This is a genomic window from Leucobacter sp. HNU (genome assembly GCF_047946755.1).
In the GTDB taxonomy this organism is placed as follows: domain Bacteria; phylum Actinomycetota; class Actinomycetes; order Actinomycetales; family Microbacteriaceae; genus Leucobacter.
On the sequence record NZ_CP178837.1, the window covers coordinates 1,628,607 to 1,653,344 of the forward strand.

21 protein-coding genes and 1 pseudogene are annotated in these 24,738 nt (G+C 70.3%); 1 reads left to right on the top strand and 21 read right to left on the bottom strand.

Annotation, left to right across the window (positions count from 1 at the left end):
• Positions 1-86: 86 nt before the first annotated feature.
• The 9 genes and pseudogenes from AB3K78_RS08035 to dapA form a co-directional block, all read right to left on the bottom strand.
• Complete coding sequence (locus AB3K78_RS08035; RefSeq protein WP_416447213.1) at positions 87-3,449, bottom strand: ATP-binding protein; 3,363 nt, start codon at positions 3,447-3,449, stop codon at positions 87-89.
• Entirely contained in the window at positions 3,446-4,159 is a 714-nt protein-coding gene (locus AB3K78_RS08040) for a DUF4194 domain-containing protein (protein WP_416447214.1), read from the bottom strand. Before AB3K78_RS08040 ends, AB3K78_RS08035 begins: the two co-directional genes overlap by 4 nt.
• Positions 4,152-5,645, bottom strand: a complete 1,494-nt coding sequence (locus AB3K78_RS08045) for a DUF3375 domain-containing protein (RefSeq protein WP_416447215.1) — start codon at positions 5,643-5,645, stop codon at positions 4,152-4,154. Before AB3K78_RS08045 ends, AB3K78_RS08040 begins: the two co-directional genes overlap by 8 nt.
• Before the next feature lie 8 nt (positions 5,646-5,653).
• Entirely contained in the window at positions 5,654-6,334 is a 681-nt protein-coding gene (locus tag AB3K78_RS08050; RefSeq protein ID WP_416447216.1) for a lipid II:glycine glycyltransferase FemX, read from the bottom strand.
• A complete protein-coding gene (locus tag AB3K78_RS08055) occupies positions 6,235-6,702 on the bottom strand; it encodes a hypothetical protein (protein ID WP_416447217.1) in 468 nt (155 codons plus the stop codon). Before AB3K78_RS08055 ends, AB3K78_RS08050 begins: the two co-directional genes overlap by 100 nt.
• Positions 6,699-8,315 carry a murein biosynthesis integral membrane protein MurJ gene (gene murJ, locus AB3K78_RS08060; RefSeq protein ID WP_416447218.1) on the bottom strand — a complete coding sequence of 539 codons (1,617 nt, stop codon included), beginning with the start codon at positions 8,313-8,315 and terminating at the stop codon, positions 6,699-6,701. The genes AB3K78_RS08055 and murJ overlap by 4 nt, the downstream gene beginning before the upstream one ends.
• Positions 8,315-9,190 carry a lipid II:glycine glycyltransferase FemX gene (locus tag AB3K78_RS08065; protein WP_416447219.1) on the bottom strand — a complete coding sequence of 292 codons (876 nt, stop codon included), beginning with the start codon at positions 9,188-9,190 and terminating at the stop codon, positions 8,315-8,317. Before AB3K78_RS08065 ends, murJ begins: the two co-directional genes overlap by 1 nt.
• 248 nt (positions 9,191-9,438) lie before the next feature.
• Positions 9,439-11,062, bottom strand: a pseudogene (locus AB3K78_RS08070) (ribonuclease J).
• 96 nt (positions 11,063-11,158) lie between these two features.
• Positions 11,159-12,136 (bottom strand): 4-hydroxy-tetrahydrodipicolinate synthase, encoded by a 978-nt coding sequence (gene dapA, locus AB3K78_RS08075; protein ID WP_416447220.1) that lies wholly within the window; start codon positions 12,134-12,136, stop codon positions 11,159-11,161.
• Between the two features lie 394 nt (positions 12,137-12,530).
• On the opposite strand from dapA, the gene AB3K78_RS08080 reads away from it, so the two are divergent.
• On the top strand, positions 12,531-13,418 hold the full coding sequence (locus AB3K78_RS08080) for a hypothetical protein (RefSeq protein ID WP_416447221.1): 888 nt from the start codon (positions 12,531-12,533) through the stop codon (positions 13,416-13,418).
• 435 nt (positions 13,419-13,853) lie between these two features.
• On the opposite strand, the gene AB3K78_RS08085 is transcribed toward AB3K78_RS08080, so the two are convergent.
• The 12 genes from AB3K78_RS08085 to AB3K78_RS08140 all read right to left on the bottom strand — a co-directional run bounded on the left by AB3K78_RS08085 (position 13,854) and on the right by AB3K78_RS08140 (position 24,598).
• Positions 13,854-14,411, bottom strand: coding sequence for a dihydrofolate reductase (locus AB3K78_RS08085; RefSeq protein ID WP_416447222.1), 558 nt, complete (start codon positions 14,409-14,411; stop codon positions 13,854-13,856).
• A gap of 8 nt (positions 14,412-14,419) precedes the next feature.
• Positions 14,420-15,259 carry a thymidylate synthase gene (locus tag AB3K78_RS08090; RefSeq protein ID WP_416447223.1) on the bottom strand — a complete coding sequence of 280 codons (840 nt, stop codon included), beginning with the start codon at positions 15,257-15,259 and terminating at the stop codon, positions 14,420-14,422.
• Between the two features lie 59 nt (positions 15,260-15,318).
• Positions 15,319-16,263, bottom strand: a complete 945-nt coding sequence (locus tag AB3K78_RS08095) for a pseudouridine synthase (protein ID WP_416447224.1) — start codon at positions 16,261-16,263, stop codon at positions 15,319-15,321.
• Between the two features lie 26 nt (positions 16,264-16,289).
• Entirely contained in the window at positions 16,290-17,063 is a 774-nt protein-coding gene (locus AB3K78_RS08100) for a hypothetical protein (protein ID WP_416447225.1), read from the bottom strand.
• Complete coding sequence (locus AB3K78_RS08105; protein WP_416447226.1) at positions 17,000-17,482, bottom strand: hypothetical protein; 483 nt, start codon at positions 17,480-17,482, stop codon at positions 17,000-17,002. The genes AB3K78_RS08100 and AB3K78_RS08105 overlap by 64 nt, the downstream gene beginning before the upstream one ends.
• An 84-nt stretch (positions 17,483-17,566) precedes the next feature.
• Entirely contained in the window at positions 17,567-19,162 is a 1,596-nt protein-coding gene (locus AB3K78_RS08110; RefSeq protein ID WP_416447227.1) for an APC family permease, read from the bottom strand.
• A 197-nt stretch (positions 19,163-19,359) separates the two neighbouring features.
• Positions 19,360-19,770 carry a hypothetical protein gene (locus AB3K78_RS08115; protein WP_416447326.1) on the bottom strand — a complete coding sequence of 137 codons (411 nt, stop codon included), beginning with the start codon at positions 19,768-19,770 and terminating at the stop codon, positions 19,360-19,362.
• 35 nt (positions 19,771-19,805) lie between these two features.
• Positions 19,806-20,588, bottom strand: coding sequence for a 4-hydroxy-tetrahydrodipicolinate reductase (gene dapB, locus AB3K78_RS08120; RefSeq protein ID WP_416447228.1), 783 nt, complete (start codon positions 20,586-20,588; stop codon positions 19,806-19,808).
• Between the two features lie 9 nt (positions 20,589-20,597).
• Entirely contained in the window at positions 20,598-22,127 is a 1,530-nt protein-coding gene (locus tag AB3K78_RS08125) for a phytoene desaturase family protein (RefSeq protein WP_416447229.1), read from the bottom strand.
• Entirely contained in the window at positions 22,124-23,488 is a 1,365-nt protein-coding gene (locus AB3K78_RS08130) for a M16 family metallopeptidase (RefSeq protein ID WP_416447230.1), read from the bottom strand. The genes AB3K78_RS08125 and AB3K78_RS08130 overlap by 4 nt, the downstream gene beginning before the upstream one ends.
• Positions 23,489-23,546: 58 nt before the next feature.
• Entirely contained in the window at positions 23,547-24,098 is a 552-nt protein-coding gene (locus AB3K78_RS08135; protein WP_416447231.1) for a DUF4395 domain-containing protein, read from the bottom strand.
• Positions 24,095-24,598, bottom strand: coding sequence for a TlpA family protein disulfide reductase (locus AB3K78_RS08140; RefSeq protein WP_416447232.1), 504 nt, complete (start codon positions 24,596-24,598; stop codon positions 24,095-24,097). Before AB3K78_RS08140 ends, AB3K78_RS08135 begins: the two co-directional genes overlap by 4 nt.
• Positions 24,599-24,738 lie beyond the last annotated feature (140 nt).

Below are 24,738 nucleotides of genomic sequence, written 5' to 3' on the forward strand. Positions count from 1 at the left end.
TTCGACCACCGACTTTTCTGTGATGACGCTCCGAAACCGGCGGAAATCCCGGCCGTTCGCGGTGTGTCGATGCCCGAGGCCGGCGATTACGCCCCGTGCGGCAGCCCCACCTTCGGTTTTGCCCAGGAGCGGCCCTTCGTGTCCTTCAGGATGTCGTATTCGACGTCCACGTGGGGCTCGATCGCGCTGTATTTGTCGTTCGGCGCGCCGATCACCAGCTGGAAGCCGAGCCCGCGCCAGGCGCCGATCGCCCGGCGAGTGAAGTGCGCGTCCGCTTTGATGAGCGCCTCGTCGAGGAACACGGGCGCGTACCGCGGGCGCTCCGAACCGGCGTCGCCCAGCTGGTAGCGCAGCGCCGCGCCGACGATGAAGGCGATGAGCTCCTGCGACTCGCCGCCCGACTTCTCTCCGATGTGGTCGTAGAGCGCCGCATGCTCGCCGGTCTCCGCATGGATCTTCTCGGCGCTGATCCGCACGTGGTTGCGCACGTCGATCAGTTCGGCGAAGTCCGGAGCGGAACGGCGGATCCGGCCGATGAGCCGTGCCATGCGCTCGTACGACTGCGCGCGTTCGGCATCGCTCGAGGCTGCGTCGATCAGGCTCCGCACCTCGCGCAGTTCGCGCCGGAACCGTCTGCGGGCTTCGGACTGGTTCTCGCGGGCGATGATCTGCAGGCGGTGGTCGTCGTCGTAGAACGGGAGATCCTGCATGATCCGGTTCACCGGCTCGATCCGATCCCGGATCTCGCGCAGGGCGCGCCCCAGCGCGGAGTCGAGGTTGGTGAGGTCGTTGCCCGAGAGGTTCACGAGGCTGTCGCGCCACTCCGCCTCCAGTTCGTGCAACCCGCTCGCCTCGAGCTCGGCGAGCAGGTGCTCGAAGTCGCCGATCGAGGTATCGGGATCCGCGCGGAGGGAGGGGTTCGGCCAGCTCTCGAGGAATCCCTCGAGCGTCCGTCGCAGCGCATCCCGCTGGTCCACGAGCATGTCCTGCGCGGCGCGCTGGTCGTCGATCAGACGCTTGCCCGCGGCATCGAGCGCCGCGTCGAAGCGCAGCAGCGCATCGGCGCGGCTGCCCCCGTCCTCCGCCTCCGCCTCGGGACCCGCGAAGCGTTCGTCGAGGTAGGCCGCCTCCGCTGCCGAGAGCTCGGATCCGGCGTCCTCGGCCCGCTCCAGAGCGATCTGCGCGGCATCGACCTCGTCGGTGATGTCCGCCCATCGTTCGGCGATCCGCTCCTGGGATCCCTTCGCGCGACCGGTCTCCTGCTGGAGGCGGGCGACCTTCTTCCGGGCCTCCGCGATCTGCTTCTGCAGCCCCGCGATCTCGGGGCTGCCCTCGGTCACCTCGTCGATGATCCGGGTCCACCGCTCGTGCTCCCGTTCGACCGAGGCGATGTCGACCCGGGACCAGTCGGTATCGCGCACCTTGCCGTAGGCCTCGTGCCGCGCGTCGAGCGCGTCGAGCGCCGCCGCCGCGCGGGCCGCTTCCGCCTCCGCCGTCTCCAGTTCCCGCGAGAGCCCGGCGATCCGGTCGTCCAATTCGGAGAGCCGCCCCGTGCTCGAGAATCCGAGGACGTTCGCGGTGCCGTGACCGCCGTGCGCGCCGCGGGAGCCCTGCGACATCTGTCCTGAGACGGTGAGCGCGTTGGCATGGCGGGCGAGTTCAGCGGCCGAGTCCACGCAGACGAAGTCGAATCGCTGCGCGAGCCGATCCTGCAGCCATCCGGTGAACGCCGTGTCGCGATAATCGAGCCGGCCAGGCAGGGTTCGCGGATCCAGCCCCGCGGCGAGCGGCTGCCCGGTGTGCGCGCCCTCGTAGCGCACGCGCACGCGGGACCGCACCGCGTCGATGGCGATGCGGAAGCGAGCGAGGTGTTCGGTGTCGATCAGCAGCGTCGTCGCGAAGCCTCCGAGCGCGAGGTTGAATGCTCCGCGCCACGGCTCGAACTCGGTGCGGAGCTCGATCAGCTCGCCGACGAAGGGGAGGTCTTCGGCCGAGAGGCCCGCGGCGTCGGCGAGCGCCTCTCGCGCCTCGTGCAGGGCGATCGGGATGCTGTCGCTGCGCCCCTCCGCTGCACTCCGCTCCCCTCGCACTGCGAGCAGCTCGCGCTCGATCCGGGAGACCCTCCCCCGCGCATCGGCATAGGCCTCGCGAACCATCGCCTTGGCGTTCGGATCGCCGAGCGCGGCGCGAGCGGTCTCGGCGAGCGCGGCGAACTCCGCCTCCGTGCCGACCTCGACGCCGAGGACCGCGAGGACCTCGTCGAACCGCTCGCGCTCCTGGCGCACCGCAGCCAGGCGCTGCTCGATCCCCCGCAGCTCGCGCTCAGCGGTCTCGAGTCGATCGCCACCGGCATTGCGCAGCACTTCGAGGAGGCCGTCGCGCTCCGATTCCGCCGCGTCGGCGAGCGTCTGCTGGACGCGCACCGCGTCGTCGGCCGCACGCTTCTGCGCCTGCAGCTCGGCCTCGACCGAGCGCAGCAGCCCGAGTCGGCGCTCCGCGCGCCAGAGCGAGGCCAGCGACGCGGGATCCGAGAACCTGCCGACGGCATCGATCAAGCGCAGGCGCTCCGCCGATTCCTCGATGCGGGCGCGCATATCTCGGATCGGCCGGAGCGCGCGCACCTGCTTCTGCGCGGTCACCATGCGGGCGCGCGTGCTCTCGAGCTCGTCGAAGTGGCTGACCACCGCGTCCGCGATGGTCAGCGTCTCGGGCTCCTCGAGCACCATGCGCTTGTAGAGCTCGTCGACGGTGGTGATCTGCTGCCCGGCCTGGATGCGGGCGAGCAGGCTCATCGCCTTCGAGCCGGCTCCCGCGGCACCGATGCCGAGCACCGCATGGAGCCGTGCCGAGAACTCGCGATCCGTCGCCACGGTCTCGAGCCCCGCGGCGCGGACCGAAGCGTCCGAGAGCCGCTGCCCCGCTGCGGATTCGAGTGCGCTCAGGTCGAACGGGCCGTCGACGGTCGCGCGCACGCGCACGGTGTCGTCGAGGGTCCGCGCGGTCGCGGAGATGTACCAGGCGCGGACGGCCGTGAAACGCGACCCGTCGTGGTCGAGCCAGGTCGCGGCGATCGCGGTCCAGGTGTCGGTCCCGTCGCCGCGGAGCACGCGCACCCTGGTGCCCTCTTCGGTCCGCGACTCGTCGATCTTTCCGCGACCGTACGACAGGATGTTGCGCTGCTCCTCGCCGCGCGGCCGCCCCGTGACGCCGCCGTTGGAGGCTCCGTTGAACGGCGTGGTGTGCGGCATCATGAGCGCGATGTAGGCGTCCATGAGGGTCGACTTGCCGGATCCGGAACCGCCGCACAGGAGCGTTGCGGTCGGCGAGAAGCGGACGCGGTGCGCGCCGTCGTATCCGCCCCAGTTCACGAGCTGGAGCTCGTCGGCGATCCACTGCTGGCCTCGGGATGCTGCGGGGATCAACCCGAAGAGGGTGTCGAGCATGGTCACAGCGCCTGCTCCTCTCGGTCGATGCTGTCGGCGGGCTCTGGGTCGGGAGCGGGATCCGGATCGACGCCGGGCGCATCCGAACGGCCGGCTCGCTCGCGCAGCCAGTCGCTGAGCTCGCGGAGCTGCTCGGCGCCGAGCACGATCTCGACGAGCGAGCTGATGCGGTAGCGGCCCTCGGATTCCTCCTCGACGATGCCCTCCTGCCGGAGGCGGGCGAGCGCTGCACGCACGGCCTTCTGGCGCCGCGCCTGATCCCCGTCGACCTCCGCGAAGTAGCTCAGCACGGTCTGCTCGACTTCCTCGATGTCGACGCGCGCCGACGCCTCGCCCGCGGTCGATTCACGCTGGTAGACGGTGCGCAGGTAGACGAGCACGAGCGTCTCGGCTCGCGTGTAGGCCTCGTCGCGGAGCAGGATCGGCACTTCGAGTTCGTCGGAGCGGATCTGCTGCTTGTAGGCGACGCCGCGGCCCGCATCGACCACGAGATCGACGAACAGGTCGTGCAGGCGCGACTCGATCACCGACTGGTTCTCGAGCAGCACCCGCCAATCGTCGCGATTGCGGGACTCGAGCAGGAATCGGCGCTGGAGCAAGCGCACCAGCACGCGGCGCACCTCGGGATCGAGGACTCCGCGGTCGCCGGGGAAGTACTCGCCGGGATCCGCCTCCATGGGAACGGGGGCGACGAACGGTTCGACGGTTTCAGTCATCTTCGCCTTCTTCGGGTGCGTCCGGGTCTCTGCGGATTCCGGCGGTGACGGAGCCGAAGGCGAACCTGCGGCTCGTCCCGTCCGGTCGGAGCGCTTCGACGACGGAGACCTCGTCGCCCTCGCTCATGCCGGTGCGGTGCGCGATCTCGAGCAGGCCGAGCAGATCGACCGGTCGGCGATCGGCATCGGGAGCGCCCGCGAACGCGTCGGCGAGATCGAAGCGCTCGCCGAGCCCGGCGACGTAGGCTTCCAGCTCGGTGTACCGAGGACCGCCCCAGGCCCGGGTGTCGACGTCCTCGAACTCCGCCTCGCCCTCGGTCTCCCGCAGCGGCGCGGGTGCCGCGGGCGGCCGGATGCCGCTGAGCGTCTGCCGCAGGTGGCCGACGTTCGCGACGGGGAATCCGCGCAGCGGATCGACTCGGTCGCCCGCCTTCGAATCCCGGGTCCAGTTCTGCAGCCCGGACATCACGCTGCGCAGCAGCTCGTCGACCTCGCGGTCGCGCGCCGGATCGTGCGTACGTACCTGCGCGGTAATCACGTGGGACGCGCGCCGCTGCGCGGTGAGCACCTCCTGCACCCCCTGTTCGACCCGTTTCGCGATCGCGTCGAGGTCGCTGCGCTGCTCGGCGTCCATGAGCCGCGAGAAGGGCTGCGCGAGCAGGGTGCGCAGCTGGTCCGTCAGGTGGTCGATGCGTTCGGGATCGCCGATGAGCCGCAGCGCGCCCGCGAAGGCGCGACCTTCCGGAGTGGCCTGCATGACGTGCTGGCCGCGCTGCAGGTACTCGCGCAGCACCTCTCCGGCGGGCCGCACGTCGCGTCGCAGATCCGCGACGACGTCGCGCTGCATCGCGTTGATCGACTCGGCCACGCGGGAGAAGTCGGCCGGCAGCTCGCGCGCGAGGTGGAGCACGTTCTCCGCCTCCTCGAGCAGCAGCTCATCGTCGACGGGTTCGGGCGCCCCGTGCTCGTCGAGACGCGCGAGCTCGGCGTCGATCGCCGCGCGATCGGCCAGGAGCCGAGCGCGCCGCTCCGCGGGGTCCGGCTCGGCGTCCTGCGCGAGCTGCTCGATCGTCTCGAGCAGAGTGCGCACGCGCGAGCGCGAGACCCGGGAACGCCCGCCGCCCGCCCGCCCCGCGATCTCGAGCGCGCCGACGGCCTGCGCCGACAGGCGGTACACCTCGGCGTCGTCCACGATCTGCGGCACGAGCCAGCCGACCCGCACCCAATAGCGGCAGATCTCACGGCCCGAACCCGCGGGCAGGCCGCGCTCCTGGCCGTCGTGATCGACAGCGCGCAGTTCGTCGACGATCTCGCCGACCTCGACGTGCGCGTCCGAGACGGCGACCGTCGGCCGGTCCGCCGTGAAGACGAGCGAGAGTGCGGCGATCACGAACGGCGCGTATCGACCGTGCAGCAGATCGAGCGTCGGGTTCTTGAACGCCCCGATCGCTCGCTGGTACGCGGCCTCCGCCCTGCTGTGTCCCATCCCCGCGATCAGCGTCGTCGGAGCTTGCGCACGACCGACTTCGCGAGCGGCAGACCGCGGGTCCAGATGCCGTAGCCGGACATCGGGCGGTCCCAGGTGCCCGCGAGCAGGTTCTCGTGCGAGGAGAAGCCGGTCTTGAACGTGGTCACGCCGTCGTTGATGAGGCCGCCGAAGTCGTAGCGTTCGACGCCCCGGGCCTTCATCTCGCGGATCGCGTTCCACTTGAGCGCGTAGTTGGCGCGGAGCCGCTGGCCGGTCTCGTCCATGCCGCCGTAGAGCTCGAACGAGGTGCGTCCGCTGACCGCGAGGAACAGGAACGCGACGGGCTTGCCGTCGACGTAGCTCGCCCAGATCGGCGCGTGCTCGCCGAGCATGGTGCGGGCGTCGTGGTAGTAGGAGTCCTCGTGCAGGCCGAAGTCGGCGCGCGCGCTGGTCGCACGGTAGACCTCGAGGCACTCCTCGAGCTGCTCGGCGGTCTCGACACGGCGGATCTCGATCGATTCCTCGCGCTCCGACTTGCGCACGTACTGGCGGTGCTTCTTCGACATGTCGCTCATGAGCTCGTCCTCGCTGCGCGTGAGGTCGAGGATCAGCGTGCGTGCCGGCAGCACCGTGGTCTCGGCACGACGCCAGGCGTCGGACAGCGGGAACCGGCCGTCGTCCTCGTCGGGCTCGATCGAGACCGCCACCGCGCGGCGCGTGCGGCGCACGTAGTCGGCGACGGCGTCGGCGACCGCGCCCGGTGCAGGATCCTGCGCCGGAGCTCCTGCGGACCCGGGGGCCGCCCCTCGATCTCGGCGACCTTCGGGCCGCGCGCGAGCACCGGGCCGCGCGGGGCGTACACGAAGCCGCCCAGCGGCCAGGGCAGCTTCCGGGTGAGCAGCTGGCAGGCTCCGACCGTTTCGCCGTCGCGGGTCACGAGGACGCGCTCCGCCGACCAGCGGTGCGCGGACTTCAGCTCGCCCCAGCCCCAGAGCTGGAGCGGGTGCCCGCCGAGGTCGATGACGGTCCGGTCCCAGAGCTCCGGATCGGTGCAGGGGGTGACGGTGAGGGTCACGAACGGTTCCTTCCGAGCTTGCGGGAGACGAATGCGGTGAGTTCGGCGAGGTCGGGCGAACGGATCAGCTTGAGCGTCACGAGGTAGACGGCCGAGACCACGATCGCCATCACTCCTGCGAACAGGATCGACAGGACCATGCCGGGATCTGGCAGGACCAGGATCGACAGGAAGTAGAGCACGAGACCGATCACGAGCGCCGGAACGGAGGCGATGCCGTAGAGCAGCAAACTCGCGAGGATACGTGAGCCGTCGATCGAGCCGATCCGACGTCGCAGCATCCAGACCGCGATGAGCGCTTCGACCACCGTGGTGAACGCGAACACCAGCGCATATGCCGCCCCGAGCATCTCTTTCGGCAGCACGAGCAGGCCTAGCGACAGCAGCACGAGCAGAGTGATCTGAATCGTGGTGAAGATGAACGGCGTCTTCGTATCCGACAGCGCATAGAACGAGCGCTGCACCACGAACAGGAAACTGTACGCAGCCAGACCGACGATGTAGCACTGGAGCACGATAGTGAACCCACCGACCTGCGCCGTCCCCGTTCCCGGATTCAGGATCCTGGCGAGGAACGGTGCGGCCGTAAAGATCGCGACCGAGGCGAGCACCATGACGAGGGATATCTGGCGCGCCGATGCGGAGAAGTCCGCCACGAACTCCGGCATCCGCCCGGTCTGCCCCCATCCGGCAAGACGAGTGAAGTATGCGGTTCCGAGGGACACCGCGATCACGGAGTGCGGGGTCATGAACAGCAACCAGGCATTCTGCATCGCCGTGGCCGAGGGTCCGTGCCCCGAGGAGGTGTTGATTACGGCCTGCGTGATGAAACCGCCGAGCTGCATGACGATGATCGCCGCGAGGCTCCAGCCCGCGATGCGGCCGGTCTGGCCGAGCCCCATTCCCTTCCACCGAAAATCGGGGCGGAATCGGATCCCCGCGCGTCGCCAGGAGATGAAGAGGATGAGCGACTGGACGATGACACCGAGTGTCGCGCTGCCCGCCAGCACCGCGATGCCGGCTGACGTCCACGCGCCGGGGTCCTGCCCGCCCTTGGGGTCGGCGCCGTACATCGCGATGTAGACGATGATGCCCGCGATGGCGATGACATTGTTGGCGACAGGCGCCCAGGTGAAGGGACCGAACACGCTGCGAGCGTTCAACACTTCACCGAGGACGGTGTAGAGCCCGTAGAAGATGATCTGCGGCAGGCACCAGTATGCGAAGGCGGTCGCGAGGGCGCGCTGCGAATCACCCCATTCCGCGGTGAGGAGCCAGACGATCCAGGGCGCGATCAGCAGCAGGAGCGCCGTGCCGACCGCGAGCGCGCTGACGACGAGCGTGAGCACGCGGTTGATGTATCCGGCTCCGCCATCAGGATCCTTTGCGGCCTTCACGATCTGCGGCACGAGTACCGCGTTGAGCATGCCGCCGAGCAGGATCATGTACATGGTGTTGGGCAGCAGATTGCCGATCGCGAACGCGTCGCCGGATCGAGTCACCGAGCCGCCGATCGCGAAGGCGAGGAGGCTCACCTTCACGAAACCCAGCACCCGGGAGACCATGGTCCCCGAGGCCATCACCGCGCTCGCGCGCGCCAGAGAGCCGGCCATCAGTAGTACGGGTCCTTCTGCACGGTGAGCGAGAGGCGGCGCGCGATGCGGTCGCCGATCTTCGCCCAGACGGAGAACTTGCTCGCGCTCAGCGGCAGATCCCACGCTCCCGCGTAGTCGACGATCTGCGGCGCGAAACTGGTCTTGAACTGCCCGACGCCGTGCAGGGGATGCGAGGTGTCGGAGGCCTGGCCGGAGGGCGGGGCACCGCACAGGTCGTGGGTGACCGCGCCGCGCTCGAGCGCCCAGCGCAGCACCTCCCACTGCAGCGCGTGCGACGCGCCGTAGGCGGTCTTCGCGCGCACCGATGCGCCGTCCTTGTAGGTGGTCTTGGAGCCGAGGCCCATGGCGAACGCGCCCGCGACGAGCTCGCCGTCGCGATAGGCGAAGAACAACTGGCCCTCGCCGGCGCGCTCGAACCGCTGCCAGAACGTGCGGTAGTAGTCGGCGCGGCGCAGCACGAAGCGCCCCTCGGCCGTCTCTTCGAGCAGGCGGAAGAACGCCGCGCAGTTCGCATCGCTCGCGGGCACGCGCTCGACGGTGATCCCGTCGCGCGCCGCCTTCTTGATGGCGTAGCGAGCCTTCTTGCCGAGGCTGGCGAAGAGCTCGTCCTCGGTGCGCGGCTCGGCACCGCTCCCCGGACGTCGACGATCACCGTGGAGGGATTCGGGATGATGCGGGCCGTCGGCACCGCGCCGAGCGCGCGGATGGCGCGCTCGGCGTCGGCGCTCGCGACGACGCGCGGCTCGATCTTGAGCAGGAACGCGCCGTTCGCACGCGCGAATTCGGCGACGGCGCGGGTCGCGCGCACGAACGCCTCGGGGTCCTGCCCAGCGGCGTCGAGTGCGGCGGGCCCGGCCGGCACGTGCCACCACTCGCCGAGCAGCGGCGCGCGCTTCGCGAGCACGCCGACGGCGATCGCGGTGCGATCCTCGTCGCCGAGCTCGACGATCAGCCGGTGCACGCGGTAGCGCCCGGCCTCGCGCTTCTGCTCCAGGTAGGCGTCGCCCTGCCAGACCTCTCCACCACCGGGGTTCGCCGCGATGAGCGCGTCCCAGCGGACGCGCTCATCGTCCGTCGCGAACCGCACGGCGGCGACGGGCCGGGCTTCGACCGACACCGGTCAGACCACCACCACGACGGGGACGATCATCGACTTGCGGCGCAGCTTCGTGCCGACCCAGCGGCCGATGGTGCGGCGGACGACCTGCTGCAGCGCGTGCTGGTCGGTCGTTCCGCCCTTCATGGCCTCTTCGAGGGCGTCCGCGATCTTCGGTTTGATGGCGTCGAACACCTTGTCGTCCTCGGCCACCCCCTTGGCGTGGATCTCGGGACCCGACACGATCTGGCCGAGGCTGGTCTCGACCACGGTGATGACCGAGATGAAGCCCTCTTCGGCAAGGGTGCGCCGGTCGCGCAGATCGTCGTCGGTGACCCGCCCGACGCTCTTGCCGTCGACGTAGATGAAGTCGATCTCGAGCTGCCCGACCGCGCGCGCGACGCCGTCGACCAGGTCGACCACGGTGCCGTTCTCGCCGATGATGGTGCGGTTCTGCGGCACGCCCGTCTCGATCGCGACCCCGGCGTTCGCCACGAGGTGGCGGTACTCGCCGTGGATCGGCATGACGTTCTTCGGGCGGACGATGTTGTAGCAGTACATGAGCTCGCCGGCCGCGGCGTGGCCCGAGACGTGCACCTTGGCGTTGCCCTTGTGCACGACGTGCGCGCCGAGCTTCATGAGGCCGTTGATCACGCGGTAGACCGAGTTCTCGTTGCCCGGGATCAGGCTCGACGCGAGGATCACGGTGTCGCCTTGGCCGATCTCGACCTGGTGCTCCTGGTTCGCCATACGGCTCAGGACCGCCATGGGCTCCCCTGCGAACCGGTCGACATGTAGACGATGCGGTGGTCGGGGATGTCGCCGCTCTTCTTGAGGTCGACGAGCACGCCCTCCGGAACCTCGAGGTAACCGAGATCCGATGCGATCTTCATGTTGCGGACCATCGACCGGCCGAGCAGCACGACGCGACGGCCGGCCTTCTGCGCGGCGTCGAGCACCTGCTGCACGCGGTGCACGTGGCTCGAGAAGCTCGCCACCACGACCTTGCCGCGCGCCTTCTCGATGACGCGCTCGAGCACGGGCCCGATGTCCTTCTCGAGGGGGTGAAGCCCGGAACCTCGGCGTTGGTCGAGTCGGTCATGAACAGATCGACGCCCTCCTCGCCCAGCCGGGCGAAGGCGCGCAGATCGGTGATGCGGCCGTCGAGCGGCAGCTGATCCATCTTGAAGTCGCCCGTGCCGATCACGAGGCCGGCCTCGGTGCGGATCGCGACCGCGAGCGCGTCGGGGATCGAGTGGTTCACCGCGATGAACTCGAGGTCGAACGGCCCGAACTTCACGCGGTCGCCCTCGGCGACCTGGCGCAGCTCGGGCGTGATGCGGTGTTCCTTGAGCTTCGCCGCGACGAACGCGAGCGTGAGCTTCGACCCGACCAGCGGGATGTTCGGGCGCCGCTTCAGCAGGTACGGCACCCCGCCGATGTGATCCTCGTGCCCGTGCGTGAGCACGACCGCGACGATGTCGTTCAGGCGGTTCTCGATCTGCGAGATGTCGGGCAGGATCAGGTCGACGCCCGGCTGGTGCTCCTCGGGGAAGAGCACGCCGCAGTCCACGATCAGCAGCTTGCCGTTGATCTCGTAGACCGTCATGTTGCGGCCGACCTCGCCGAGGCCGCCCAGCGGGGTGATGCGAAGAGTGCCGTTCTTGAGCTTCGGCGGAGCATACGGGGTGGTGACGGGCACACAGCCTCCTGGTCAGGGCCCCGATCCTTCGGGGCCGTTCGGTTAGCGGGTGGTCCCTGCGATCTTCGGCAGGGCGCCGCCGGCAGCCGCGTTGCGGTCCGGCCGGAAGTTCTGGAAGTCGACGCCGGCGACGTCGTGCACGAGGGCGAGCTCGTCCTCGATCATTGCGGCCTCCCACTCCTCGGGACCGACGAGCGGCAGGCGCACGCGCGGGCTCGAGATGCGGCCGAGACCGTGCAGCACGTACTTGGCCGCGACGGTGCCGGGCACGTGGGTCATGATGGCGCGCACGAGGGGCTCGAGCCGCTGGTGCTGCTCGCGCGCCGTGTGGAGATCGCCCGCGTTCACCGCATCGATGATGGTGCGATAGGGGGCGGCGGTGATGTTGGCCGTGACGCCGATGAGGCCGGTGGCGCCGATCGAGAGGTGCGGGAGCACGTTTGCGTCGTCGCCCGAGAAGTACATGAGGTCGGTCTGATTCAGCACCCGGCTGACCTCGCTGAAGTCGCCCTTGGCGTCCTTCACCGCGAGCACGTTGGGGTGCTTCGCGAGGCGCAGGATCGTCTCGTACTTGATCGGGACGCCGGTGCGGCCGGGGATGTCGTACAGGATGACGGGCAGGTCGGTGGAGTCCGCGACCATGCGGAAGTGGGTCAGCAGGCCCGCCTGGGTCGGCTTGTTGTAGTAGGGCGTGACGATCATGACGCCGTCCGCGCCGGCCTTCTCGCTGGCCCTGTAGAGCTCGATGGCGTGCGCGGTCTCGTTGGAGCCACCGCCCGTGATGATCTTCGCGCGCCCGCCCGAGACCGACTTCGCGACCTCGACGAGCCGGATCTTCTCGGGGTCGGTGAGGGTGCTCGTCTCTCCGGTGGTGCCGGTGACGACGATGCCGTCGGCGCCGCTGGAGATGCAGTGGTCGATGTGGGCCTCGGTGGCCGCCCAGTCGACTTCGCCGTCGGCCTGGAACGGGGTCACCAGAGCGACCAGTACCTGGCCGAAGGGATTCTCGCGCTGTGTCACACGCCTAGGCTACCGGACCCGGGGCGGAGAATTGGCTGCGGCATCGCCGATTCGGCTGCTTCTGCCGTTCTGAATTCGCGCGTGCGCGTGCGCGGAGCATGCATCCGGGGTGGATCGAGTCGCCCCTTCGAGATGACCCTTCCGCGGGTTATGGGCGCCCAATACCCGCGAACGGGTCATGTCGGTGTCGGCGCTGACGCGTTGGCGCGCTCTCGCTGTGGACAGAGCCGGATCGGGCCGACGGCCGCGGCATCCTGGCTCCATGCCCCGGACCCCGACGCCACTGCCTTGGCCCTGGCCTTCGCCCGGCTCGGCGCGCGGCTCGGCGCGCGGTTCTGCCATCGGCGCTGCCCTCGGCACTGCGGAGACCGCACGCGCGGGAATCACTCGGGACATGCTCGCGCACCCCCGGTTCGAGTCGCCCCACCGCGGCGTGCACCGGTTGCGCTCGGAGCAGCGGGAGCCGAGGTTCTCCGAGCAGCGCGTCCTCGATCTCGCGCACGCCTACGTCCCGAGACTCCGTCGAGGGGAGGCCTTCAGCCACACGACGGCCCTCCTCGCCTTCGGCGCGCCGGTCCGATCTCCCGAGGCTGTGCATCTCGCAGCTCCCCTCCCGCTGCGAGCCGCGCGGGGCCGCACGGTCGTCGGGCACGGCATCGGTTCGGAGTTCGAGATCGTCCGATCGCCCGCGGGGCTTCCCTGCGTGCGTCCGGTCGCGGCGCTCGCCCAGAGTGCGGCACTGCTCCCCGTGCGCGAGCTCGTCGTGGCGATGGACCACCTGGTGCTCCCCCGGGGTCATATGCACCGAACCTCGCCGATCGTGTCGTTCGAGGCGCTGCACGCCGAAGTCGCCCGGATGTCGGGCCGAGGGATCCGCAAGCTCCGCGTCGCGTTGAGCCTCACCCGGATCGGAGCGGAATCCCGCATGGAGACGGAAGTCCGGCTCGAGCTCGCCGCGCTGGGGTTCGACGACCTCGATCTCCAGGTCGAGCTGCGGCGGGCCGACGGGACGTTCATCGGCCGCTTCGACCTGGTCGACCGGGCGAGAAGATGCATCATCGAGTACGACGGCGAGCAGCACCGCACCGACCGGGCCCAGTATCTGAGGGATCTGGCGCGGATCGAGGCCGCCCGCGAAGAGGGGTACCGGCTGCTGCGCGTGCACCACGAGGACCTGCACTGGAGCAGAATCGCCGAGACCCGCGCGAGGCTCTGCCGGTTCCTCGGCCGGGAGCCCCGCCCCGTCGCAGCCGGGCTGGCTCGGCTCCTCGCCGAGCGTTGAGTGTTTGGGCCCCGGGTCGGGTTGGGGAGGTCGGGGTTTGGATTTCGGCGTCGGGTTCGGGATTCGGCCGTCGGGGCCCGGAGGTCGGTGTTCGGGGCCAGGGGCTTGGGGCTCGGGGCTCGGGGCTCGGGGCTCGGGCTGCATTCTCGCCCCCTCTCGGTGCCCACCCTGCCGGGATGCCCCTCGAGATGACCCTTTGGCGGGTTATGGGCACTCAAAACCCGCAAAAGGGTCATCTCGGCGAAGGCGCGAGGGCGCGAAGGCGCGAAGGCGCGAAGGCGCGAAGGCGCGAAGGCGCGAAGGCGCGAAGGCGCGAAGGCGCGAACGCGCGAGGAGCGCGAACGCGCGAGGAGCGCGAACGCGCGAGGGGCGCGAACGCGCGGACGCGCGAGCTCCCGAGGGCCGCAAAACCGCAGGACCCACGGCTCAGGAGCCTCAGGCGCGCAGGTAGCGTTCGAAGCGGTACTCAAGACCCGTCTTCGAAGTCGCGGGCGCGCCGGGGTCGACGAGCCGCCATTCGGGGCCGATCTCGGGCGCGAACGTGTCGGCGTCGGGGACGTCGAGCTCGATCCGGGTCACCACGAGCTCCGTCGCGAGCGGCATCGCCGCACGGTACATCTGCCCGCCGCCCATGATCCACGCGAGCGTCGCCCCGTCTTCTGCCACAGGGCCTGCCCCGGCGGCCGTCTCCAGCGCCGCGTCGATCGAAGCCACGACGTGCGCGCCCTCGGCCAGGAACCCCGGGTCCCGGGTCACCACGATGTTCGTGCGACCGGGCAAGGGGCGGAATCGCCCGGGCAGGGACTCCCACGTACGCCGCCCCATGATCACCGGATCACCGAGCGTGGTGCGCTTGAAGTGCGCCAGGTCCTCGGGCAGATGCCATGGCATGTCGCCGCCTCGGCCGATCGCGCCGCCCCGCGCCTCGGCCCAGATCATGCCGAGACGCAGACCGAGCCCCGGCCGCGCCTCGATGCGTTCACTGTCGCCCATGCGGCTCCCTAGACCGCGACCGGGGCCTTGATGCCCGGGTGGTGCTGGTAATCGAGCACGTCGAAGTCGTCGAGTTCGTAGTCAAAGATCGAGTCCCGCTTGCGGATGCTGATCTTCGGGTACGGGAAGGGCTCGCGTGCGAGCTGCTTCTCGACCTGCTCGACGTGGTTGTCGTAGACGTGGCAGTCGCCGCCCGTCCAGACGAACTCGCCTGGTTCGAGGCCCGTCTGCTGGGCCACCATGAGGGTGAGCAGTGCGTAGGAGGCGATGTTGAACGGCACCCCGAGGAACATGTCGGCCGAGCGCTGGTAGAGCTGGCAGGAGAGCTTGCCGTCGGCCACGTAGAACTGGAAGAAGGCGTGGCACGGCGCGAGCGCCATCTGATCGAGCTCGGCCACGTTCCACGCGGAGACGATGAGGCGGCGCGAGTCCGGATTGGAGCGGATCTGCTCGATCACCTGCGAGATCTGATCGATGTGCTCGCCCGACGGCGTCGGCCACGAGCGCCACTGCACCCCGTAGACGGGGCCCAGATCGCCGCTCGCGTCGGCCCATTCGTCCCAGATGGTCACGCCGTTGTCGGTGAGGAACTTGGTGTTGCTCTCGCCGCGCAGGAACCAGAGCAGCTCGATCGCGACCGATTTGAAGTGCACGCGCTTGGTGGTGAGCAGCGGGAACGACTCGGACAGATCGAAGCGGATCTGCCGCCCGAACAGACTGCGCGTGCCGGTTCCGGTGCGATCGCCCTTCGGCGTTCCGTGCTCGAACACCTCGCGCAGCAGGTCCTCGTAGGGGGTCGGGATCTCGTTCGTGCTCACGTGCGAAAGTCTACCGGCGGGGGCCGACATCGGGATCCGAGCCGCCCCGCGTTCGCTCGGAGCGTTCGGGTGTCGACGCCCGGGCTCGCTCAGCCGCCGGAGGAACGCAGTGGGAACTCCCGCACGCTCGCGAAGCGGCGCTCGGTGCCGTCGATCGGATCCGGGAAGCGGAGCTCGCTCGCGAGGAGCTGCAACGGCGTGCCGAAGTCGTCGACCGCGACCTCCCGCACCACCGGATAGAGCGGATCGCCCTCGATCGGGATCCCGAGCCCCAGCATGTGCAGGCGCAGCTGGTGGGTCTTGCCCGTGCGCGGGGTGAGGCGGTACACGCCGCGGCGCTCGCCGCCGCTCGCGGCCGGTAGCTCGTGCTCCAGTTCCACGAGCGATTCCGCGTTCGGCGCAAGACCCGGCACTTCCTCACCCTGCCAGGTCCCGTGCCGCTTCCGCAGGTGATTGCGCACGACGACGGGCAGCTCGAGCCCGTCGCGGATCCCGGCGACTGCCCGGTAGGTCTTCGATACCTCGCCGCGCATGAACATGCTCTGGTAGGCGCCGCGCCAGCGACGCTCGGTCGCGAGGATCAGCAGCCCGGACGTCACCCGGTCCAGCCGATGCATGGGGGTCAGCTCCGGCAGTCCGAGCTCGTGCCGCATGCGCACCACGACGCTCTCGGCGATGTGCTTGCCGCGCGGGATCGACGAGAGGAACGGCGGCTTGTCGACCACGACGATCCGCTCGTCGCGGTGCACGACGCGTACGCGGCCCGGCACCGGCGTCTCCTCCGGCAGGTCGCGGTAGAACCAGACGAAGGTGTGCGGGCGGTAGCCGGCATCCGCCCGCAGCGGTTCGCCCGAGTCGAGCACGAAGCGTTCGTCGGCGATGAACGCGTCGACGTCGATGTGCTCCGAGAGCCGATGGTGCAGCCAGTCGCGCATGGTCGGCCAAGGGCGCGGGTTCGCCGGATCGCGTTCGGGCGAGCGCATCCAGGCGGAGTCCAGTCCGAGGCGCTGCGGCAGCGGGGAACGCGGGGGCACCAGAGGAGTCTATGCCGAGCGGCGGATCAGCGGGCTGCGGCGCGGTCCGCCCACTTCGGATCCACCGCGATCGAGGTGACGCTGAGGTCGCGCCGCGGGAAGTCGATGTCGTGGATCTCGAGCACGATCCGACGCTCCCCGGTCCGCACGTCGGCGCCGAAGATCGCGAGCCCGTCGAGCCGGTCGTGGACCGCGCCCCGCTTCGGGTTGACGAACTCCTCCTTCGACGCGACGCCGTACACGCGGCCGCCCGCTCGTGCGAGCACGAGGTCGTCCCCGCCGACGACGGGATCGTAGTCGCCGATGAACCCGCCGAGATCCGCGGCCACCGTCGCCTCCGCCACCGGAGCCGGAGCCGCGGCCTCCCCGCTCGGCAGCCGGATCGACCACAGCCGCCAGTCCGCGGCCCAGTACAGCCGGCCGTCTCGCACGAACGGGGTGCCGACGCTCGAATCCAGCACGTGCTCCGGATAGCGGACCCGGATCTCGCGCCGCTCCCCCGTCGCCCGGTCCCAGACGCGCACGGTCTGGGACGAGTTCGCGTCGCGCGAGATCTCCCCCAGGCCGTACACGTGCTCCGCGTCGCAGGCGAGGCCGAGCACGTCGTCGAGTATGCCGAAGCCGTCGAGCTCGCGCGAGGCGCGCGTCACGGCCCGCACCCCGTACTCGCCCGCCTCCACGAGCTCGCCGCCGCAGCTCGCGAGCGCCGGGCTCGAGGATCCGGCGCCGACGGCCGTCACCCGCCCGGCGCGCGCGTCGACGAAGGCCAGCTGCTGCCCCTCGGCGGAGCCAGACCACACCGCGAAGCCGCCGTCGACCGGGAGCCGTTGCCGCTCGCCCGAGAACTCCCCGGACCGGGCAGCGCGAGCCGGGTGAGCCCGTCGGAGCGCAGCAGGTATTCGTGTCCGGGATCACCGGTGCTCAGGCCCGCCTCCGTCCACACCACCCGCGACTCGCCGGAGCCCCGCTCCGCGAGCTGCGCGGATCGGGTGCGCCCCTCGGCGTCGACGAGCACCAGGTACGAGGTCCCGCCCGCGTCGAGCCGCAGCGCGACCACCGCGTCACCGATCCCGAAGCCGTCAGAGATCGGCGGCGTCCGCCACGACTGGACGAGCGGCGGGACCCACCAGATCCCGGAGATCGCGATCCCGACCAGCAGGACGACGCCCCAGCTCCGCAGGATCCCCCACGTCGGATCCTTCGGCTCGGGTCTCGTCATACCCCGATCCTTCCACGGGAGCCCGGAGACGCGGAAGCGCAGCGCCCGGCGGGCGCTGCGCTTCCGGTCGATGGGCCCGGGCCGCTACGAGCCGAGCCCGTCGTCGAAGACCTCGACCGCCCCGGTGGCCTGGCTCGCATCGACCCGGCGCAGCACCTGCCCCGTGAAGAACGGCTTGGAGACGCGCGACTGCAGGAACATGAGCACGACGCCGATACCGAGGACGGTCACGCCGATGATGCCGACGAGTCCGACACCTCCGATGTTGTTCCCGGACCCTGCGGAGGGATCCATGCTGTCGATCGTCGTCTGCACGAACACGATGAGCAGCAGGATGCCGCCGATGGCGGGCAGCACGACCTTGGAGAGGACCGAACCGAAGCCCTCGCGGAACGCGGTCTTCCGGAAGTACCACGGGCTCGCGAGGGCGGTGATGCCGTAGTAGAAGCAGACCATGATGCCGAGCGCGGTGATGGTGTCCCACAGCACGTCGTTGCTGATGAAGCGCATGATCGCGTAGAAGCCGGAGGCGACGAGCGACGACAGCATGAGCGCGACGTACGGCGACTTGTACTTCGGGTGGATCTTCTTGATCGACTTGGGCAGGGCGCCGTAGTGCGACATGGCGAGCAGGGTGCGCGCGGGCGAGATCGCGGTGGAGTTGATGGACGCCATCGCCGAGACGAGGATCGCCAGCGAGAGCAGCAGCGCTGCAGGGCCCATTACGGGGTGCGCGAGGGCGGCGAACACGTTCTCGGCGATCGCGGAGTTGCCGAGGCCGGTCGGGCCGTCGCCGACTCCGGCGAAGGCGACGGTCGCTGCCGCGGTGCCGACGTACATGACGACGAGGATGCCGACGAGGATCATCGCGGCCTTGCTCTCGGTCGACATGCGCCCCTTGGACGGCTTGGTCTCCTCGCCCATGGTCAGCACGGTGTCCCAGCCCCAGTAGACGAAGATCGAGACGGCGATGCCCGCCGCGAAGGCGCTGAAGCTCGACACCTCGAAGGGGTTGAACCAGGAGAGCTCGGGCATCTTGCCCTCGGCGTTCGCCGGGTCGGCCGCGCCGATGAACATGGCGACGACGAACCAGACCATGACCGCCATCTGGAAGATGACGGTGAGGTACTGGAAGATCTTGGTCGAGGTCATGCCCCGATACGAGATGAACGTGGCCAGAGCCATGAATCCGAGGCAGACCGCGATGTTGATCAGCTTGTTCTGCGCGAGGTCGGCGATGGAGGGATCGCCGACGAGGATGCTGATCGACTGGAAGAGGAATTCGACGGCGACGCCCGCGAGGTTCGAGAGGACCAGCACGGTGGCGGCGATGAGCCCCCAGCCCGCCATCCAGCCGATCCAGGGTCCGAAGGCGCGCGTGGCCCAGGTGAAGGAGGTGCCGGAGTCGGGCATGGCGGAGTTGAGCGCGCGGTAGCCGATGGCGACGAGCAGCATGGGGATGAAGCCCATGAGGAAGATCGCCGGGGTCTGGTAGCCCACTTCGCTGGCGGCGGGGCCGACTGCGGAGGTCAGGGTGTACGCCGGGGCGCACGTGGACAGGCCGATGACGAGTGCGCCGAGCACTCCCACCGTTCCGCTGGGCAGTCCCTTGCGGCTGATGCCCGTCACCGAGTCGAGCGCTCGGGTAGGCGGTTCAGCGAGCTGAGCTTTTCGTGGCATGCCGAAATCGTCCCTCTGGGCGCTTCGCCGCGCCCGGTCGTACTTGCACCGGCTGGCGAGAGCGAGGGCGCGTCAGTGACGCCCTCGGTCGGTGCGATCCCGAACGAGTTTAGGTCGTTCGCCGAACGTTCCCCTAATCGCGCGAAGGATATTCGTCGAAACTCTGCTCAATCGGCAAGTTACCGAATGTTTCTGCGTCAGCTCCGCGACTTGGCGATGGCGGATCGGATCGCGCCGCGTGCGCGGCGCCGATCGCCGCAGGCGTCGTAGACGAGGCCGAGGCGCATCCAGGCCTGCCAGGACTCCGGATCGGCTTCGACCTCGGCCCGGTACTTGGGGAACGCCGCATCGGCCTGATCGCGGTCGGGGCGGCCGCTGGGCGAGACGTCGACGTCCTCCTCGGGCAGGCGCCCCTCGGCTGCGAGCCGATCGACGAGCCGGGTGGCGCGCGCCCCGAACATGAGTTCGCGCACGAGCGCCCAGACGCCGATGAGCGGGAGCACCAGCAGAGCGACGCCCATGGCGACGGCGAGTGGCGTGCCGGTCGCGAGCAGCGCGAAAGCGCGGACGCCGGCGAAGCCGAAGTAGAGCACGAGCAGGACGCTCATGATCACGACGCCGATGATGGATCGGATTCGTGCGTTCACGCGGCGCCTTCGGAGGCGTCCGGCTCCGCGGCCGCGTCGGTCTGCGCGGCGGATCCGATGCCGAGTACGCGGTCGAGGCCCACGACGAGGCCGTCGAGCTCGCCCGCCGCGCGCAGGGCCGCGCGGATTCCGGGACCGTAGGCCGCGTTCGAGTGGGTGTCGTGGGTGATGGAGAGCACCTCGCCCGCACCGCCGAACCTGACCTCCTGCTTGGCGACGACCCCCGCGAGGCGGAGGCTGTGCACGGGAACGCCCGCGATGAGCTCGCCGCGAGCGGGCTGCTCGGCGAACGGCGAGTCGATCGCCCGTCCGCCGCGCGCGTCGGCGATGAGCTCGGCCGTGCGCACAGCGGTTCCCGAGGGCGAGTCGACTTTGCCGGGGTGGTGCGCTTCGATGATCTCGACGGAATCGAAGAACGGGGCTGCGATGCGGGCGAGAGCGGTGCCGAGCACGGAGCCGAGCGAGAAGTTGGGCACGACGAGCACGGCGGCGCCGGGAAGGGCGTCGACGATGCGCTGCAGTTCGGCGAGCCGTTCGGCCGACCACCCGCTCGTGCCGACGATGACCCGCTGGCCCCGTCTGAGAGCGCGCTCGACGATGGCGGGTGAGGCATCCGGGGTACTGACGTCGACGAGGATCGTCGCGTCGGCTCCGTCGCCCGGGGCGCTGGCGCTCGTGAGGCGGGCGCTCAAATCGAAGTCGGGGTCGGACTCGATGATCTCGCAGACGAGGGCGCCCAGGCGCCCGGTGGCCCCGGAGACGGCGACGGTGGTGCTCATGGGTCCAGGCTACCGGGCGGGAGCGGGGCCGTTGCGCAGTCCGAGCTCGGGCTCCTGCAGACCGTAGACGCGCTGCAGCGCGTCGCGCGCGGCGTAGTAGCCGCCGAGTCCGTGCACACCGGGACCGGGGGCGACGGCGCCGGACGTGAGGTAGAGGCCAGGGGTCGGGGTGCGCCACGGTGCGAGGTCCGGGGTGGGTCGCGACAGGAGCTGGCGCATGGTCACGGCGCCGGCGCTGAAGTCGCCGCCGACGGAGTTCTCGTTGTACCGGGAGAAGTCGTCTGCGGTGATGACCTCGGTCGCGATGATGCGGTCGCGGAAGCCGGGTGCGAAGCGCTCGATCTGGGAGATGACCCGCTCGGAGACGTCGAGGGTGGACCCGTTCGGAACGTGGGTGTAGCTCCAGATCGCGTGCCGGTCGGCGGGGTTGCGCGCGGGGTCGAAGCGATCGGGCTGGACCAGGAGCACGAACGGTGAATCGGGGTGCCTGCCGCGCAGCACATCGCGTTCGGCGGCGGCGATCTCGGCGCGGGTGCCGCCGAGGTGCACGGTGGGGGTCTCGGCCATGCGCTGGTCGGCCCAGGGCACGGGACCGTCGAGCACGAAGTCGACCTTGCAGGCGCCCGGTCCGAACTTCTGGCGTTCGAGGGTGCGTCGGTAGCCGGCCGGGAGCGCGTCCCCCGCGATGCGGGCGAGCCCGCGCGCCGAGGTGTCGGCGAGCACCGCCCCGAATTCGCCGTGCTCGCGGAGTTCCCGGAGGGATCCGACGCGCTGCCCGGTCACCACGCGGCCGCCGTGGGCTTCGAGGTCGGCGATGAGGGCATCGGCGATGGATCGTGATCCGCCGATGGGGACCGGCCAGCCGCGCGCGTGGCCGTGCGCGGCGAGCACCATGCCGACGCCACCGGTGGCGAACGACGGCAAGCGCCCGATGCCGTGCGCCAGCACTCCGGTGAGCAGTGCGGGAGCGGCGGCCTCCGAGAACCGGAGGTTCCAGGCCGGGGTGCCCTGTTCGGCGACGCGGAGACCGAGCGCGATCATGCCGGGGATCGCCGGCACGAACGGCCGCGGCATGGAGAGCAGCGCCCCGCCCATGGCGAAGGACTGCACGGCATCGATGTTGCGCACGATCGGACGGAGGAGGCGCCGGAAGGCGGCTCCGTCGCGGCCGAGTTCTTCGGCGGTGCGGTCGAGCGACCGGTAGGCCATGCCGCCCCGGCCGTCCGCGGGGTCGAGGGGATGGCCGTAGGACGCCTCTGGCACGGCGAAGTCCATGCGCCGCGTGAGTTCGAAGCGCTGGAAGAACTCGGAGGCGAGCGCCATGGGGTGCACGGCCGAGCAGGTGTCGTGCAGCACCCCGGGCAGGACTCGGTCTTCGGTGCGCGTGCCGCCGCCCGGCGTACCGCGGGTTTCGAACACCGTGACCGGTACGCCCGCGCGGGCGAGCGTGACCGCCGCTGCGAGTCCGTTTGGCCCCGACCCGATGACCGCGGCCCCTGCGGACTGCACCAGGGGGCCGCTCGACCCGTGCCCGCTCATGAGCTTTCGAGTCCCGAGCGCGAGACCTCGCCGACGGCGACGACCGACATGGGTCGTTCTGCGATGAGCGCGGCGACCTCGCGGATCTCGTCGCCGGTGACCGCGGTGAACCGTTCCAGCGAAGCGTCGAGGCCGAAGAGTTCGCCGGACCCCAGTTCGGCCCTCGCGAGGCGCCCCATGCGGGTGTCGGAGTCTTCGAGGGCGAGCGCCGAGGACCCGGCGATCTGTCCCAGCGACCGCTCGTGCTCGTCTGCCGTGATGCCGCGCTCGGCGACGCGCTGCAGCTCGGCCTGCGCGAGTCGAACGACCTCGCGGGCCTTCTGCGGCGCCGACCCCACGTACATGCCGAAGAGCCCGGCGTCGGAGTAGCTCGCGCCGAACGAATAGGTCGAGTAGGCCATGCCTCGCTTCTCGCGGATCTCCTGGAAGAGGCGGCTGGACATGCCGCCGCCGAGCACCGAGTTCATGATGCCGAAGGCGAAGCGACGGGGGTCGGATGCGCGCAGCCCCCGGGTGCCGATCATCAGGTTGACCTGCTCGCTCGGCCGCTCGCTCACGGTGGTGCGGGCCTCCCCCGCCCCGGGAAGCGCCACCTCGTCGCTGTCGCGCCGAGCTGCGGGCGCGGCCGGAACCGACGGGTCCCACCGGGATTCGGGGGATGCGGCGAGCGCGGCGACGACCTGCTCGACCAGGCGGTCGTGGTCGACTGCTCCGGCGACGGTGACCACGAGCGTCGAGGGACGGTAGGTGTTGCGGTAGTGCCGTTCGACGTCGTCGCGGCGTGCGGCTCGGATGGTCTCGGGCAGACCGCCGATGGGGCGACCGAGTGCGTGCTCACCCATGACCTGTTCGAAGAAGCGTTCGTTGGCCACGTCGGCCAGGTCGTCCGCGGCCATGCCGAGCTCTTCGAGGATGACTTCGCGCTCGTTCTCGAACTCGTCGGCGTCGAGCACCGAACTGGTGACCATGTCGGCGAGCACCGCGACCGAGTCGTCGAGGTCGACATCGCGCACCTTGGCGTAGTAGCAGGTGTATTCCTTCGCCGTCAGCGCGTTGTGCTCGGCACCGATGCGGTCGAAGCTCGTCGCAATCTGGTAGGCGTCGCGCTGCGGAGTTCCCTTGAACAGCAGGTGTTCGAGGAAGTGGGTTGAGCCGAGGCTGCCCGGAGCGTCGTCGCGCTCCGCCTGTTCGTCGCGCGAACCGACGCCGACCCAGAACCCGATGGTCGCGCTGCGTGCGCCGGGCATGCGCTCGGTGAGAATGCGCAGGCCGCTCGGGTGAACGGTGCGGCGCACGAGACCGCCGCCGAGGTCGGCCTCGAGCTCGGGCAGGTCGAGTGGCAGGTAGAGGGGTTCTGGCATTGCCCCAGCCTATTGCGTCGGTCGTTCCCGTGCCGAGTCTCCACAGGCGTCTCCGCGCTCAGCGGATCACACGCGCTCTGCGGAGGACGAGATACAGCTCGCACCCGAGGCAGAAGGCGAACACCGCGTTGAGGAACGCGGCGATGAACGCCGCGGCGGCCGCGACCGGCAGTGCCCAGGGCACCCCGAACGCGTGCAGCACGAGCCCGGCGCCCACCACGAACGCGCCGACGCCCTGCGCGAAGGTGGGCGGTTCCACCGGTTCCAGCTCTTCGGGCGGCCCGAGGCGAGGGCGGACGACGCGCGCGAACAGCAGCCCGAAGGGATGCCGGCGCACCCCCGCGGTCGCGCCCCAGACAAAGAGGGCGAAGAGCACCAGCAGGAGCAGCGATGCGGGCTCGGCCAGGCGTTCGAGGGGCGAGCGCGCGGCGAGCGCCGCGCCGTCGGTGGCGCTCCCGGTCAGCAGCGCCAGCGCGACGTCGACGAGCAGCAGGGCGGCCGTGATCCCGGCTGCGAACCTCGGTCCGCGCGGATCCACCCCCGAGACTCCGGGGGTCGAGGATGCGGCGGATCCCGGTGCCGCGCTCCCCGGTGCGGTGGACGAGCTCATGCGAGGTTCCTTTCGGTCGGGCGCCCGGCACTCGCGTGCGCTTCGACGAGTTCGCGGGCGTGCTGCGCGCTGACCGGACCCGACACCCGGGCACGGAGGCGGTGCTGCGCGTCGAGCACGAGCACCGTCGGGGTGCGCAGCACCGAGAAGCGCCGGATCAGGTCGTCGCGGCGCGTCACGTCGATCTCGACGTGACGCACGCCGTCGATCGCGTCGGCCGCCCCCGCCAGGCTGCGCGCGCTCGCGGGGCACCGCGCGCAGGTCTCGGTGCTGAACTGCACGAGCGTCAGCCGTTCGCCGAATTCCGGTGCCGCGAAGGTCGCGCCAGGCGTCTCGCCGATCGGGGGCGCGAGATCCGCCGGGCGGATCCGCTCCGCCGCATCGTCCGCCGAAGCGGGCCGCACGCGCGTCTGCTTGGCGCGCAGCAGCAGCCCGAGCAGCGTCGCCCCGACGACGAGCCCCGCGAGCGCGAGGACCACGACCATTGCATTCGATTCCATAATGTCTCCCATTATGCATACGAATGTCCGGCTGAAGCGAGTGTGACGCCCCGAGACGCTCGCCGGACCCCGCCCCCGAGCCTGGACCTCGGACCTGTGCCTGACCCACGGCCCCGGGCCCGGGCCATCTGTCGAGACCG

Coding starts and splice junctions, on each gene's coding strand:
- AB3K78_RS08130 (WP_416447230.1), bottom strand. CDS start 23,488: ATGCCAGAACCCCTCTACCTGCCACTCGACCTGCCCGAGCTCGAGGCC.
- AB3K78_RS08135 (WP_416447231.1), bottom strand. CDS start 24,098: ATGAGCTCGTCCACCGCACCGGGGAGCGCGGCACCGGGATCCGCCGCA.
- AB3K78_RS08105 (WP_416447226.1), bottom strand. CDS start 17,482: ATGACGAGACCCGAGCCGAAGGATCCGACGTGGGGGATCCTGCGGAGC.
- AB3K78_RS08045 (WP_416447215.1), bottom strand. CDS start 5,645: ATGGGACACAGCAGGGCGGAGGCCGCGTACCAGCGAGCGATCGGGGCG.
- dapB (WP_416447228.1), bottom strand. CDS start 20,588: ATGAGCACCACCGTCGCCGTCTCCGGGGCCACCGGGCGCCTGGGCGCC.
- AB3K78_RS08090 (WP_416447223.1), bottom strand. CDS start 15,259: ATGTCGGCCCCCGCCGGTAGACTTTCGCACGTGAGCACGAACGAGATC.
- murJ (WP_416447218.1), bottom strand. CDS start 8,315: ATGGCCGGCTCTCTGGCGCGCGCGAGCGCGGTGATGGCCTCGGGGACC.
- AB3K78_RS08110 (WP_416447227.1), bottom strand. CDS start 19,162: ATGCCACGAAAAGCTCAGCTCGCTGAACCGCCTACCCGAGCGCTCGAC.
- AB3K78_RS08080 (WP_416447221.1), top strand. CDS start 12,531: ATGCTCGCGCACCCCCGGTTCGAGTCGCCCCACCGCGGCGTGCACCGG.
- AB3K78_RS08085 (WP_416447222.1), bottom strand. CDS start 14,411: ATGGGCGACAGTGAACGCATCGAGGCGCGGCCGGGGCTCGGTCTGCGT.
- AB3K78_RS08040 (WP_416447214.1), bottom strand. CDS start 4,159: ATGACTGAAACCGTCGAACCGTTCGTCGCCCCCGTTCCCATGGAGGCG.
- AB3K78_RS08140 (WP_416447232.1), bottom strand. CDS start 24,598: ATGGAATCGAATGCAATGGTCGTGGTCCTCGCGCTCGCGGGGCTCGTC.
- AB3K78_RS08115 (WP_416447326.1), bottom strand. CDS start 19,770: ATGAGCGTCCTGCTCGTGCTCTACTTCGGCTTCGCCGGCGTCCGCGCT.
- AB3K78_RS08125 (WP_416447229.1), bottom strand. CDS start 22,127: ATGAGCGGGCACGGGTCGAGCGGCCCCCTGGTGCAGTCCGCAGGGGCC.